This window comes from Mycobacterium syngnathidarum, assembly GCF_001942625.1.
In the GTDB taxonomy this organism is placed as follows: Bacteria; Actinomycetota; Actinomycetes; order Mycobacteriales; family Mycobacteriaceae; genus Mycobacterium; species Mycobacterium syngnathidarum.
The window spans coordinates 54,369-66,997 of record NZ_MLCL01000029.1 but is presented as its reverse complement, the minus strand read 5'-3'; the positions used below and the strand labels follow the sequence as shown (position 1 = coordinate 66,997).

15 protein-coding genes and 1 riboswitch are annotated in these 12,629 nt (G+C 67.5%); of the genes, 4 read left to right on the top strand and 11 right to left on the bottom strand.

Annotation, left to right across the window (positions count from 1 at the left end; translation table 11 throughout):
- Window positions 1-18 precede the first annotated feature (18 nt).
- Window positions 19-654: a type II toxin-antitoxin system PemK/MazF family toxin gene (locus tag BKG60_RS08300; RefSeq protein ID WP_120764864.1), complete on the top strand. Its 636-nt coding sequence runs from the start codon at window positions 19-21 to the stop codon at window positions 652-654.
- Here the strand turns inward: BKG60_RS08300 and BKG60_RS08295 are convergent.
- Genes BKG60_RS08295 through BKG60_RS08280 form a run of 4 tightly spaced genes read right to left on the bottom strand, consistent with a single transcriptional unit; the run spans window position 636 to window position 4,490 of the window.
- Window positions 636-1,418, bottom strand: coding sequence for an ABC transporter ATP-binding protein (locus BKG60_RS08295; RefSeq protein WP_075909518.1), 783 nt, complete (start codon window positions 1,416-1,418; stop codon window positions 636-638). The genes BKG60_RS08300 and BKG60_RS08295 overlap by 19 nt on opposite strands.
- Entirely contained in the window at window positions 1,415-2,440 is a 1,026-nt protein-coding gene (locus BKG60_RS08290; RefSeq protein ID WP_120764851.1) for a FecCD family ABC transporter permease, read from the bottom strand. Before BKG60_RS08290 ends, BKG60_RS08295 begins: the two co-directional genes overlap by 4 nt.
- Window positions 2,437-3,438: an ABC transporter substrate-binding protein gene (locus BKG60_RS08285; RefSeq protein ID WP_075909588.1), complete on the bottom strand. Its 1,002-nt coding sequence runs from the start codon at window positions 3,436-3,438 to the stop codon at window positions 2,437-2,439. The genes BKG60_RS08290 and BKG60_RS08285 overlap by 4 nt, the downstream gene beginning before the upstream one ends.
- A gap of 17 nt (window positions 3,439-3,455) precedes the next feature.
- Entirely contained in the window at window positions 3,456-4,490 is a 1,035-nt protein-coding gene (locus BKG60_RS08280; protein WP_423226852.1) for an ABC transporter substrate-binding protein, read from the bottom strand.
- A gap of 46 nt (window positions 4,491-4,536) precedes the next feature.
- Window positions 4,537-4,668, bottom strand: a riboswitch (cobalamin riboswitch).
- A 32-nt stretch (window positions 4,669-4,700) separates the two neighbouring features.
- On the opposite strand from BKG60_RS08280, the gene BKG60_RS08275 reads away from it, so the two are divergent.
- Window positions 4,701-4,949: a DUF6480 family protein gene (locus BKG60_RS08275; protein WP_070189069.1), complete on the top strand. Its 249-nt coding sequence runs from the start codon at window positions 4,701-4,703 to the stop codon at window positions 4,947-4,949.
- Window positions 4,950-4,961: 12 nt separating this feature from the next.
- On the opposite strand, the gene BKG60_RS08270 is transcribed toward BKG60_RS08275, so the two are convergent.
- Window positions 4,962-5,570, bottom strand: coding sequence for a GNAT family N-acetyltransferase (locus BKG60_RS08270; RefSeq protein WP_075909516.1), 609 nt, complete (start codon window positions 5,568-5,570; stop codon window positions 4,962-4,964).
- Window positions 5,571-5,621: 51 nt separating this feature from the next.
- On the bottom strand, window positions 5,622-6,053 hold the full coding sequence (locus BKG60_RS08265; RefSeq protein ID WP_070189140.1) for a CBS domain-containing protein: 432 nt from the start codon (window positions 6,051-6,053) through the stop codon (window positions 5,622-5,624).
- A 104-nt stretch (window positions 6,054-6,157) separates the two neighbouring features.
- Between BKG60_RS08265 and BKG60_RS08260 the strand changes: the two genes are divergently transcribed.
- On the top strand, window positions 6,158-7,018 hold the full coding sequence (locus BKG60_RS08260) for a ribonuclease Z (protein WP_075909515.1): 861 nt from the start codon (window positions 6,158-6,160) through the stop codon (window positions 7,016-7,018).
- Here BKG60_RS08260 and BKG60_RS08255 read toward each other — a convergent pair.
- Together BKG60_RS08255 and BKG60_RS08250 are read right to left on the bottom strand one after the other, a co-directional pair.
- The gene (locus tag BKG60_RS08255) at window positions 6,985-7,854 is read right to left on the bottom strand and encodes a TIGR03560 family F420-dependent LLM class oxidoreductase (protein ID WP_242671591.1); all 870 of its coding nucleotides are present in this window, start codon (window positions 7,852-7,854) and stop codon (window positions 6,985-6,987) included. The genes BKG60_RS08260 and BKG60_RS08255 overlap by 34 nt on opposite strands.
- Window positions 7,855-7,862: 8 nt before the next feature.
- Window positions 7,863-8,570 carry a hypothetical protein gene (locus BKG60_RS08250; protein WP_207553872.1) on the bottom strand — a complete coding sequence of 236 codons (708 nt, stop codon included), beginning with the start codon at window positions 8,568-8,570 and terminating at the stop codon, window positions 7,863-7,865.
- Between the two features lie 87 nt (window positions 8,571-8,657).
- Between BKG60_RS08250 and BKG60_RS08245 the strand changes: the two genes are divergently transcribed.
- Window positions 8,658-9,152, top strand: coding sequence for a MarR family winged helix-turn-helix transcriptional regulator (locus tag BKG60_RS08245; RefSeq protein ID WP_075909513.1), 495 nt, complete (start codon window positions 8,658-8,660; stop codon window positions 9,150-9,152).
- Here the strand turns inward: BKG60_RS08245 and BKG60_RS08240 are convergent.
- Genes BKG60_RS08240 through BKG60_RS08230 form a run of 3 tightly spaced genes read right to left on the bottom strand, consistent with a single transcriptional unit; the run spans window position 9,136 to window position 12,624 of the window.
- Complete coding sequence (locus BKG60_RS08240; protein ID WP_075909512.1) at window positions 9,136-9,975, bottom strand: transglutaminase family protein; 840 nt, start codon at window positions 9,973-9,975, stop codon at window positions 9,136-9,138. The two genes, BKG60_RS08245 and BKG60_RS08240, sit on opposite strands and share 17 nt — an antisense overlap.
- Entirely contained in the window at window positions 9,975-10,949 is a 975-nt protein-coding gene (locus BKG60_RS08235) for an alpha-E domain-containing protein (RefSeq protein WP_075909511.1), read from the bottom strand. Before BKG60_RS08235 ends, BKG60_RS08240 begins: the two co-directional genes overlap by 1 nt.
- A gap of 13 nt (window positions 10,950-10,962) precedes the next feature.
- On the bottom strand, window positions 10,963-12,624 hold the full coding sequence (locus BKG60_RS08230) for a circularly permuted type 2 ATP-grasp protein (RefSeq protein ID WP_171054984.1): 1,662 nt from the start codon (window positions 12,622-12,624) through the stop codon (window positions 10,963-10,965).
- Window positions 12,625-12,629 lie beyond the last annotated feature (5 nt).

Here is a 12,629-nt window from a genome sequence, read left to right as displayed (position 1 = left end):
TCGCATATGCTCGACACCATGGCGTCGCAGTGGAAGGCGTTCCAACAGGTTCTGAGGGGCGTCGTGGATGGCGCCGAGAACCTGGTGTTCAACGAGGCACCGAAGTTCGTGCGCCAGTTACAGACCACGGACAATATGCCGCGGACCGTGCAGCAGGGCATCCAACAAGGCCTTCAACAGGGTCTTCGGCTGGGCCTGGGTGTGCTCGCCGGTGCCACCGCCCCGCCACCCCAGGCGATCACCGCCGGCCGGCCGGTGTCGAAGCACAGCGTGCCGACCGCACACCGGGCCCGCAAAGTCGTCTACGCACCCGATCTGGACGGGCAGGCAGATCCGGGTGAGATCGTGTGGACCTGGGTGGTCTACGAAGACGATCCGACCCAGGGTAAAGACCGCCCCGTCCTTGTGGTGGGTCGCGATCAGCACACCCTGCTCGGGTTGATGCTGTCCAGCCAGGACTACCACCGAGACGATCCGGATTGGATCGGCATCGGCACGGGCACCTGGGACTACGACGGCAGGCCGAGTTGGGTCCGGCTGGACCGGGTGCTCGATGTGCCAGAAGAGGGCATCCGCCGCGAGGGTGCGATCCTGGACCGCACCCGCTTCGAGGCCGTCGCCGTCCGGTTGCGCGCTCAATACTCCTGGAGCTGACCGGCCGCGCCGCCGTGCTCGAAGCGCACGTACGGGCCGCAGTCATCGACGGTGATCCGGCAGCGCACGCCGTAGACACCGGCCACCAGGTCCTCGGTCAGCACCTCGGCCGGGCTGCCGGCAGCCACCACGGTGCCGGCCGACAGCACCACCACGTCGTCGCAGAACATCGCCGCGAGGTTGAGATCGTGCAGCGCCACCACACTGGTGACGTCGAGCGCGCGGACCATCGCCATGATCTCCAGCTGATGAGCGATGTCGAGATGGTTGGTCGGTTCGTCGAGCAACAACTCGCTGGGCTCCTGAGCCAAGGCCCGGGCGATGTGTACGCGCTGACGTTCCCCGCCCGAGAGGGTGTGCCATGCCCGGTCGGCCATCTCGTCGAGGCCGGTGGCGGCGATCGCCGCGGCCACCGCGGCGGCGTCGTCGCCACCGCCGCCGAACAGCGGGGCGTGCGGGATCCGGCCCAACCGCACGATGTCACGCACCGCGATGTCCAGATCGGTGTCCGCGTGCTGGCCGACCACCGCCACGCGCCGCGCCACCGCCCTCCGCGACATCGTGTGCAGCTCGCGGCCGTCGAGCTGCACACTGCCCGAGTCCGGCCGGTCGATGCCGGCCAGCAGGCGCAACAGTGACGACTTGCCGGAACCGTTGGGGCCCAACAGTCCCACGGTGCTACCGGGAGCCGGATCCACCGTGACGCCGTCCAGGACGACCCTTCCCGAACGGGTCCAGCTCACCGCGACCGCCCGCAGACTCATCGGCGTACTCCTCTGCGCCGCAACAAGATCAGTGCGAAGGCGGGAACGCCGAGTAGTGCGGTGACCACACCGGTGGGCAATTCCTGCGGGGCGAAGACCGTACGAGCCAGGGTGTCCACCCAGACCATGAAGACCGCGCCGAGGATCACCGCTGTCGGCAACAAGCGCCGATGGCCGGGCCCGACGACAAAGCGCGCGGCGTGCGGCAGCACGAGCCCGACGAAACCGATCGCCCCGGCGGCGCTGACCAGCGCCGCCGTCACCAGTGCGGTCATCACCAGCAACACGACGCGTACCCGGGTCACCGCGACCCCCAGCGTCGCGGCCGCATCCTGCCCGAATGCGAACGCGTCAAGAGTGCGTGCCTGGGCCAGGCACAGCGCCAACCCGACACCGACCACCACCGAGCAGGTGGTCACGTCGGACCAGGACACTCCGGCCAGCGACCCCAACAGCCAGAACAGCACTCCCCTGGTCTGTTCGGCGTCGGCCGAGGACAGCACGATGAACGACGTCAGTGCCGAGAACAGCTGGGTGCCGGCCACCCCGGCCAGCACCACCCGATCGGTCCCGCCGCCGGCCGCGTAGGCCAACAGCAGCACCACGGCGAACGACAACACCGCGCCGGCGAAGGCGCCACCGGACAGGCTCAGCGTGCCCGCGCCGACGCCGAGCACCGCGACCAGCACGGCACCGGTAGAGGCACCCGAGGAGATGCCCAGCACGAACGGGTCGGCCAACGGATTGCGGAGCAGGGACTGCAGTATCGCCCCGCACAAGGCCAACCCGGCCCCGGCGATCGCCGCCAGGACGACCCGCGGCAATCGCAATTGCCAGACGATGCTCTCCTGCAGCCGGGTCGCCCCCGACGGCCCCGCGCCGAGACGGTCGCCGACAATGCGATACACGTCCCCCACCGACAATGCGGCCGGTCCGATCGTGATGGCCACCGCGGCGGAGAACACCACGAGGACCACTCCGGCGGCCCACAGACCGCCGATCCACGTGGTGCGAAGTCTCACGGCGCCGCGCCGAATCCGAGTTCGGCCGGGCCTTTTGCCACTTTCTCGGCGCCGTCGACGGTGCGGATCGACGGGTTGAGGTCCGCCCCGTTCACCACGATGTAGCGACGGTGCCGCACTGCGGTAAGTCCCTGGGTGAGCGGATTCGATTCCAGGAACTCGATTTTGGTCTCCAACGCGTCACCATCGATCGTGCGTCGGCTCAGGTCGGCGAGGACCAGCACGTCCGGGTCGCGGTCGGCCACAGTCTCCCAACTCACCTGCGGCCATTCATCGGTGGTGTCGGCGAACACGTTGCGGGCCCCCACCGACCCAGCGATCACGCCGGGAGATCCGCAGCAGCCGGCGAAGTAGGGAGCGCGGATGTCGGAGAACCAGAACGCCATGTCGACGCCGAACGGGACCCCGGCGATGCGGTCCAACCGGGCGCGCAGCTGCGCGATGAGCCGGTCGCCGCGATCGGCGACATCGAATATCTTCGCCAGTTCACCGATTTCGGTGTATATCGCCTCCATCTCGAACGGCGTGGTGCGCGCACCGTCGCCATTGACCGAGGTCTTTCCCTCGCAGTCGCTGGGTGCCAGATACGTCGGGACACCGAGGCGTTCGAACTGTTCGCGGTCGGCGACGCCGCCGGGCCCGAGGGTTCCGCCGAAGGAGGCCGACACGAAATCGGGTTCGGCGCCGAGCACGGTCTCCAGCGACGGCTTGTTCACCGCCAATCGCGGTACCCGGGCGTTTTCGCCGTCGAGATCGGCGCGGACGGGGTCCGTCCACGTCGCGGTGCCGACCATGCGGTCCGCCAGGCCCAGCGAAAGCAGTATCTCGGTGGAACCCTGGTTCAGCGAGACAGCACGCCGCGGCGGCGCATCGATCACCACTTCCCGGCCGCAATTCCGCACCGTCAGTGGGTATCCGGGCGATTCGGCCAGATCCGGGACCGCGTGGGTGGACTGAGCGCATCCCACCAACGACCACGCGCTCACCACCCCGACCATCAGGCGGGCCGCGCGGTTCACCGGGCCAACCCGAAGGCCTTGAGACCGGCAGCCAATTTCACCACCGCGTCGACCTCGCGGATCCCGGGATCCAGTTCGGACCCGCTCAGCACGACGTAGCGCTTGTTTCGCACCGCGGTCATGTTCCTGGTCACCGGATTCGACTCCAGGAATGTCACTTTCGACTCCAGTGCGTCCCCGTCGACACGCCTTCGGTTCAAGTCGGCCAGTACCAACACGTCGGGGTCGCCGTCGGCCAGCGCCTCCCAGCTGACCTCCGGCCAGTCCTCGCGGGTATCGGCGAAGACGTTGGTGACGCCGAGTTCGCCGGCGTACAGTCCCGGCGCCGAGCAGCAGCCCGCGAGATACGGCGTCCGCAGTCCCGAGAACCAGAACGCCACACTGACATCCGGCTCGGTGGTCGACGGAATGTCGTCGAGCCGCCGGGTGAGCCGGTCGATGAGGTCCTGGCCGCGCTGTTGCACATCGAAGATCTGGGCGAGTTCGCGTATCTCCCGATACAGGGCATCGAGCGTCAGCGGTTCGGTGCGGGTGACGGTCTCACCGTCGACACTCGCGCCCGTACACACCGAAGGCGATTGGTACGTAGGGATTCCCAGCTGAGCGAACCGGCTGCGCTCGGCGACCACGGCTGAGGTGTAGGTGTGTGCGCTGGCCGAGGTGACCAGGTCCGGCTCGGCTGCCAGTACCGTCTCCAGTCCAGGATCGTTGTCTGCGAGCCGGGGCACGGTGGCGTTGTCCGCCGCGAGTTCGGGAAGCACCGGATCGAACCAGGTCGAGGTGCCGACCATCCGATCGGCCAGCCCGAGCGACAACAGGATTTCGGTCGACGCCTGGTACAGCGAGACCGCCCGCCGCGGCGGTCCCTCGAAAGTGACGTTCACACCGCAGTTCTCGATGGTGAGCGGATAGCTGGTCGAATGAGCTGCGGAAGCTTCACCGGCCGTCTGCCCTGCCGCAGACTCTCGATGACCACAGGCCACCGTGACCGCGATCGTGACGGACAACAGGGACAACAGTGCGGTGAGCACGCGCACGGTCAAACTTCCTTTGATCCAGGGCCCAATCGCGGAGCCGTCAACGGTCATCCCGACCACAGGTGATCGGACTCGAGGCGGTGCCTCATACCGTTGCGCGTCAGTTCCGGCTTTTCACCGGATTCCCCTGTTGGTCGGCATTCGCACTGTAACAGCCGCGACGCAGCGTGATTGCCCGCGCTCGGCAGCGGGCATCCCTAGGCCATGACCGCGCTACCACCAGATCCCGACCCAGCCGAGACACCGGATCTGCAACCCGGCGGTGGCGTCGCGCCCGGCGCCACCCCACCGGACTCGGCGCAAACCTCGGGACTGGGCGAACCAGAACCGCGGCCCAGGCACAAGTACACCCCCACTTCGGTCACCGCGATCGTCGGGTTGGTGCTGCTGATCGCGGTGTTCGTCGCGGTAGGCGTCCTGCTCATCATGAAGATGACCGGGGTCTTCGGATAGCCGGGCGACAGATCAGCGCGGCGCCCGCCACATTGCCGTCATGATCGGTCCACCGTCGGGAAGGACGATCTCCCCGGTGACCTCGAACCCGAAGCGCAGGTAGTAGGGGATGTTGTCGGGGTTGCTCGACTCCAGGTAGGCCGGGGCGTGTTCGGCGTCCACCCGATCGAGGCGCGATTGCATCAGGGCATGTCCGAAACCGCCGCCGCGCACCGTCGGATCGCTGCCGATCACGGCCAGATACCAGTGCGGTTCCTCGGGATGGTGCTGCTTCATGAGCTCGACGACCTGTTGGCCTCGTCGCGTGTCGCGGCCGAACGCACGCACCATCGAGGGCAGCATCCGCAGTTCTTCGCCGGCAGTCTGCTTCCAACAGCCGGGCCCGTCCCAGAGGGCGGCCGCGCCGATCTCGCCGCCCCGGCCGGCCACCTCGGCACCACCGCCGGCAAGGAAGTGGTGACGCGTGATCGCTGCGAACATCCGCGGCAGACCTTTGGCCCGGCGGGCATCGTCAGCCAGGATCCACGACATCACCGGGTCATGATGGAAGGCCCGCCCCAGGACGGCGGCCAGCCGCGCCACGTCGGACTTGTTCGGGGGACGGACGTCAACGGCAGCCACACGCCCACCATCGCACAGGATTCGTGGTTTCGGTGCTCAGGAGGCCAGCGGTCAACGCCCCTGGGTGATGTAGGCCTGCAGCTGTTCCTGCTCGGCCTCGAGTTCTTCCATCCGGGTCTTGACGATGTCGCCGATGCTGACGATGCCGGCCAGCCGCCCACCGTCGAGCACGGGAATGTGACGCACCCGGTTCTCGGTCATCAGGGCACTGAGGTGATCCACGGTGTCGCGCGGCGTACAGGTTGCGACCACCGTCGTCATTATCTCCGACACCGGTTGGGCAAGCAGGCTGCTGCCCCGTTCGTGCAGATTGCGCACCACATCACGCTCCGAGACGATGCCGGCCAGCCCGCCGGGCCCGATCACCACCATGGCACCGATGTTCAGCTCGGTCAGCCCGGCCAACAGCTCCGTCACCGTGGTCTCCGGCGAAATCGTCACCACCGCCGCGCCCTTGTTTTTCAGCACGTCTGCGATTCGCATCGGCAACCTCCGATCGTGATCCACCTCACACCAGGCTAGGTCGGTGGCGGTCAGTAAGAAAGAAGCCACGCCTGATTGAGCCGGAACGGAGTAGGAATGGGGTCATGATCGAGGTCACGCTGCTCGGCACCGGTAGCCCGATTCCTGATCCAGAGCGGGCCGGACCGTCGACCCTGGCGCGCGCAGGCGACCAGATGTTTCTGATCGACTGCGGCCGCGGGGTGCTGCAGCGCCTGGCCGCGGTCGGCGCGGGTGCCAACCAGCTCAGCGCATTGCTGCTGACCCACCTGCACAGCGATCACATCGCCGACCTGGGCGATGTGATCATCACCCGCTGGGTGAGCACATTCACCCCGGATACACCGCCCCTGCCGATCATCGGCCCGCCCGGGACCGCGGAGGTGGTCGACGCGACGTTGCGCGCGTTCGGCCATGACATCGGCTACCGCATCGCCCACCACGCCGACCTCACCGGCCCGCCACAGGTGGACGTTCGTGAATACACCGAGGGAACGGTGTGGGACCACGGCGGTGTGCAGATCCGTGTCGCCCCCACCGATCATCAGCCGGTGACCCCGACGATCGCGTTCCGATTCGAACACGGTGGGGCCTCGGTGGTGGCAGCCGGCGACACCGTGCCGTGTCCCAGCTTGGATGCCCTGGCCAACGGCGCAGGAGCCTTGGTGCACACCGTGATTCGCAAAGACCTGATCGAACTTCTTCCCCAGCAACGGATCCGCGACATCTGCGACTATCACTCCTCGGTGCAGGAGGCGGCGGCCACCGCCGCGCGGGCCGGCGTCGGGATCTTGATCCTCACCCACTATGTGCCCGGCATCGCCGCGGGCACCGAGGACGACTGGCGGGCGCTGGCCGCCTCGATATTCGACCGCCAGATCGAACTGGGCGACGACCTGCACCGGGTCCAGGTTCACCCCGGGGTGTGCACCCGATCGCACAGCTGATCAGCCGCCTCCGCAACACAGTTCAGGTCGACCTCACCCCACGGGCGGCCGCGGGCGATCACCACGACGTGCTGGATGCCCAGGGACGACAACGCGCGACATCGCTCGACGAGTGCGCCGGAGCGCTCGCCGTCGTCAAGCGCGGTGGTCACGGTCCGCTCGATCTGGTCGGCCGGCCGGCCGACATCGGCGCAGTGCCGGTCGAGCACCTCGAGCTGGCGGCGGACGGCGCGGCCACCGTCAGGAATGTCGAAAAGGTTGCAGGCGTCGCCGTATTGCGCGACCAGACGCAACGTGCGGCGCTCGCCGGTGCCACCGATCAGCACCGGAGGATGCGGGGCCGTGACGGGACGGGGACTGCCCACCGGTCGCTGCAGTGTCAAATATCGACCCACGAAAGAAGTTTCATCGCCGCACCACATGTGCTGGGCCAGCCGCAACAGCTCGGTCATCCGCTCGAACCGTTCCGCGGTGCCCGGCAGGAACAATCCCATCGCGCTCGCTTCCGCCGAGTTGTAGCCGGCGCCCAGCCCGAGCCAGGCGCGGCCGCCGGAGAGGACATCGAGCGTCGTCACGGCCTTGATCAACAACGCGGGCGCGCGGAAGGTGGCCGCACTCACCATGGTGCCCAACCGAATTCGGCTCGTCGCCGCCGCGAGGTACCCGAGCGCGGTGTAGGCCTCAAGCATCGGTTCGTCGATGACACTGGCGGGATCGGCCTGAACGAGGTGATCCGGGACCCACAGGGTGTCGACGGCGGTACCGTCGAGAAAACCTGCGAGCGAGGCCAACCGCTGGTAAATCTGCTCCGGCCACGAATAATTCGTGACGCTCACGCTGAGCTTCATGACCGGTTCCGAGCGGCGCGGCGCGCCGGGAGCAGGGCGCCGGCGACGATGAGCCAGATGAATCCGGTGAACCGGGCGATCGGCAGGATCACCGCCGCTTCCGGCCAGATCAGCACGCACGTGGCCAGTTCGGCCAAGCCCGCGATGGCCAGCCCGGTCCAGGCCACCGGCCGCGGCAACAGTCCGAGGATGAGGCCGGGCACCGCGATCCCGGCAAGTAGCAACCCGAGCGCGACGATGTGGCCGACGCCGCCGGTGAGGAACACCAGGTAGTACAACGCCCGGATCAGACCGTGGTCGACGACCACCTCGGCCCGCGACATCGTCCAGCAGATCAACCCGGACAACGCCAACGATCCGGCCGCCAGGATGCCGCCGGCCAGCGCGATCGTCGCACCGGGCGCTGTCACCCCGAGCTGGCGCAGCCTGGTGCTGACGGTCGCGGCGTAGATCGCCAGTGGCACCGATGCGGCGAATGTGCCCACCGCGGTGGCCTGTACCGCGAGGTGCCGGTCCTGGATGTAGGCAACCACCGCGGCGGCCTCACCGTATGGCACCGGCATCACCCCACCGAGGGCAACTCCGACGGCGACGCCCACCAGCAGCAGCGTCAGGGATACCGCCGCCACCGGGGCCAAGGGCGGCCCGCCCTGCCTTCCGGCGGCCCGGTCGGCGCGAATTCGATCTGCGGTTGAATCGTTCATGGTTTGAACGATATGCCCGACGGCCGCCGAACTCAACCTCGTGAATGTTTTGACTTTTGAACGATTTCTCCGTGATACGGTTTGACCGTGGAGAACGGACGGTCCGACACCGTGGCATTTCTGTTGGCACAGCTCGGCCACCGGGCCGCGACGCAGTTCGCCGAGCAGATGGCTACCCTCGAGCTCACCCCGCCACATGCCGGAATCCTGCGTGCCATCGGCGCTCAACCGGGGCTCAGCCAGCAGTCCCTGAGCACCCAGCTGAGCCTGTTGCCGAGTCGCGTCGTCAGTTATGTCGACGATCTGGAGGACCGCGGCTACGTCGAGCGGCGCCGCAACCCCGACGACCGCCGTCTGCACGCGTTGTTCCTCAGCACGGCAGGCAAGAAGGCGCTGCGCCGCATCGGCGAGCTTGCGCGCAGGCACGATGACGGCATGACCGCAGGGCTCGACGCCAGACAACGCGACGAGCTACGCGCCCTGTTGGAGAAGCTCGCCGACCATCAGGGGCTGACACCGCACGTCCACCCCGGCTTCCGCAACCTGGGGCGCCCCGCGGGCCGCGTCAAGCCAGTCGGGTGACCTCCACGACCACGTCGAGATCGGTCGATCCCTCGCCCGAATAGATTCCCTTGAGCGGGGCCACATCCGAGTAGTCCCGGCCCACTCCGACACTGACGTACTGCTCGTTGATCTCGGCGTCATTGGTCGGGTCGTAGTGCCACCAGCCGCCGGTCCACGCTTGGATCCAGGCGTGGCTCTGCCCGTCGATGGTCTCCCCCACCACCGCGTCATGGTTCGGATGAAGGTAGCCCGACACGTACCGGGCCGGAATTCCCATGGACCGCAGCATGATCAACGACAGGTGGGCGAAGTCTTGGCACACCCCCTTGCCCTCCCGCAGGGCATCCAGACCCGAGGAGTGCACGCCCGTGGTACCCGGCACGTAGTCGAGTTCGCTACGCACCCACTGTGCCACCGCCCCCACCGCCTCGAATGGGTCGTGTTCCTTGGCGATCCGCCGGCCCACGCGCGCGATCCGCTTGCTGTCCGGGGTGTAGTGGGTCGAACTGAGCACCTCATAGAAGCGGTCGATCACCGCCTCGGTACCAAGATCATCCCAGCCGACCAGTTCCTCGGGTTTTTCCGCGACGTCGGTCTCGACCACCGAGGACCCCGAGACCTCCAACTCGGTGTGCGGGGCATGCAGGTCGAATGCTGTCACCGCCGTACCCCAATAGTCGACATACCGATACGACCTGGTGGCCGGGATCGTCTCCACCCGGTTGAGGATCACGTTCTGACGCGAATCAGAACGCGGGGTCAGTCGGGCTTCGTTGAACGACGCGGTCACCGCCGACTTGTAGGCGTATCCCGTGGAGTGCACCACCCGTAGCCGCCACATCAAACTTCGCCCTCCTCGATCACGACCGCGTCCCCGTGCCCGGCATCGGTCCAAGCCACCCAGGGAGCGGAGTGGAAGTACTGCAGCGCCAACGCTTCTCCGACATCGCGGCAGGTTTTCTGCAGCCCCGCCAGTCGGCCGTCCAGGGATTCGAGAAGCGCGCCCGGCTGCAGAAACTCCAGCTCACTGCGGGCCCGGCCGAGTAGCCGCTGCGCCTCGGCGGTGGCTCCCAGCCGGCTGTGCGGCCGGTTGAGCAACTCGTCGAGACTGTGTTCGGCCAATCGCAGCGAGTAGAAGACCGACCGCGGAAACAACCGGTCCAGCAACATGAACTCGACCACGCGGCCCGCGTCGAGCGCGCCGCGGTAGGTGCGCAGGTACGTGTCGTGAGCGCCGGCCGAGCGCAACAACGTGACCCAAGCCGGCGACGAACCGCTGTCCCCCACCCGCGACAACAGCAGGCGGACCGTCATGTCGACCCGCTCGATCGCGCGGCCGAGCACCATGAACCGGTAGCCGTCGTCGCGGCTCAAGGTCGAGTCGGCCAGCCCGGCGAACATCGCCGCGCGCCCCTCGACGTAGGACAGGAACTCGTGCGGGCCCAGACGTTTGGCGGCACGTTCGCGCTCGGCCAGCGCGTTGTAGGTGGTGTTGAGGCACTCCCAGATCTCGGTCGAGGTGACCTCGCGCGCACCGCGCGCGTTCTCACGCGCGGACGAGATCGAGTCGACGATCGAGTTGCCGCCGCTGTCCCGGCTGAACGCCACGATGTCGGTCAACGACCAGACGTCCAGGGGCTGCCCTGGCGGCTCGATACCGAGCACCCGCAGCAGGGTCCGGGACGCGACATCCGGGTCGACGCTGGAATCCTCCAGCAACTGATGCACCGTAACGTCGAGGATGCGTGCAGTGTCGTCGGCACGTTCCACATAGCGTCCGATCCAGTACAGCGACTCGGCATTGCGTGCCAGCATCTACTCCCACCCCCTATTGCTGTTGTTGGGACGACGAACCATCAGGGGCGCCATTGCTTTTCGGCCCCTCGGCGGATTTGGGCAGCGACCGCACCACCTCGGCTGCGGCCAGCTCGCGGTCGGCCGCCGACGTCCGCGACGCCAACACCCAGGTGTCCTTCGAACCGCCGCCCTGACTGGAGTTGACCACCAGCGACCCTTCCGGCAGCGCCACCCGGGTCAGCCCGCCGGGCAGCACCCAGACGTCGTTGCCGTCGTTGACCGCGAACGGGCGTAGATCCACGTGCCGAGGTGCCAGCTTGGTATCGATCTGAGTGGGCACCGTGGACAGCTGCATCACCGGCTGCGCGATCCAGCCGCGCGGGTCGGCTCGGATCTTCTTGGCGATCGCCCCCAACTCCTTCTCCGAGGCGTCAGGGCCGAACACGATGCCGTAGCCGCCCGAGCCCTCGACCGGTTTGACGACCAGCTCGTCGATCCGGTCGAGCACTTCCTCGCGTTCGGCGTCCAGCCAGCAGCGGTAGGTGTCGACGTTGGCCAGGACCGGTTTCTCGCCCAGGTAGTACTCGATGATCGTCGGCACATAGGTGTAGACGAGCTTGTCGTCACCGACCCCGTTTCCCACTGCGCTGGAGATCACCACGTTCCCGGCGCGGGCGGCGTTGAGCAGGCCGGCGACCCCGAGCACCGAGTCCGGGCGGAACTGCATCGGGTCCAGGAACGCGTCATCGATGCGGCGGTAGATGACGTCCACCTGACGCTCGCCTTCGGTGGTGCGCATGTAGACGGCGTTGTCGCGGCAGAACAGGTCGCGGCCCTCGACCAGTTCGACGCCCATCTGCCGGGCCAGCAGCGAGTGCTCGAAGTAGGCCGAGTTGTAGACCCCGGGTGTGAGCACGACGACGGTGGGGTCGGCGACGTTTGTGGGCGCGGCGTTGCGCAGCGCGCGCAGCAGGTGCGCGGAGTAGTCGCCGACGGCACGCACCCGATGGGTGGCGAACAGGTTCGGGAAGACCCGCGCCATGGTGCGCCGGTTCTCCATGACATAGGACACCCCGGACGGCGATCGCAGGTTGTCCTCGAGCACCCGGAAGTCGCCCTTGTCGTCGCGGATCAGGTCGATACCGGCGACGTGGATGCGCACCCCGTTGGGCGGGACGATGCCGGCAGCCTCGCGGTGGAAGTGCTCACACGACGTCACCAACCGGCGCGGGATCACACCGTCACGCAGGATCTCCTGCTCGCCGTAGATGTCGTCGAGGTACATCTCCAGCGCTTTGACCCGCTGGGTGATGCCGCGCTCGAGCCGGGACCATTCGGCCGCAGAGATCACCCGCGGCACCAGATCGAGCGGAAACGGGCGCTCCTGACCGGACAGCGAGAACGTGATGCCCTGATCGATGAAGGCCCGGCCCAGCGCTTCCGAGCGCGACTGCAGCTCGGAGGCATCCGACGGAGCAAGCTCGGCAAAGATGCCCTTGTACGGGCCGCGGACGTTGCCGGCGGCGTCGAACATCTCGTCGAAGGCCTCTGAATATCTGCCCAGCCGGTTGTAGCCGTCGAAGACACCCTGGTGTTTCGCGCGCCGAGCGGTGGCGGCACGTTGACCAGCCGGCTTCGACCCGTTCGAGTCGGCCCCTTGCGTACGGACACTTCTCAGGCTCACCCTCTTCATGCTGC

Coding starts and splice junctions, on each gene's coding strand:
- BKG60_RS08285 (WP_075909588.1), bottom strand. CDS start 3,438: ATGGTCGGGGTGGTGAGCGCGTGGTCGTTGGTGGGATGCGCTCAGTCC.
- BKG60_RS08240 (WP_075909512.1), bottom strand. CDS start 9,975: ATGTGGCGGCTACGGGTGGTGCACTCCACGGGATACGCCTACAAGTCG.
- BKG60_RS08235 (WP_075909511.1), bottom strand. CDS start 10,949: ATGCTGGCACGCAATGCCGAGTCGCTGTACTGGATCGGACGCTATGTG.
- BKG60_RS08265 (WP_070189140.1), bottom strand. CDS start 6,053: ATGCGAATCGCAGACGTGCTGAAAAACAAGGGCGCGGCGGTGGTGACG.
- BKG60_RS08230 (WP_171054984.1), bottom strand. CDS start 12,624: ATGAAGAGGGTGAGCCTGAGAAGTGTCCGTACGCAAGGGGCCGACTCG.
- BKG60_RS08300 (WP_120764864.1), top strand. CDS start 19: ATGGCGTCGCAGTGGAAGGCGTTCCAACAGGTTCTGAGGGGCGTCGTG.
- BKG60_RS08260 (WP_075909515.1), top strand. CDS start 6,158: ATGATCGAGGTCACGCTGCTCGGCACCGGTAGCCCGATTCCTGATCCA.
- BKG60_RS08250 (WP_207553872.1), bottom strand. CDS start 8,570: ATGAACGATTCAACCGCAGATCGAATTCGCGCCGACCGGGCCGCCGGA.
- BKG60_RS08295 (WP_075909518.1), bottom strand. CDS start 1,418: ATGAGTCTGCGGGCGGTCGCGGTGAGCTGGACCCGTTCGGGAAGGGTC.
- BKG60_RS08275 (WP_070189069.1), top strand. CDS start 4,701: ATGACCGCGCTACCACCAGATCCCGACCCAGCCGAGACACCGGATCTG.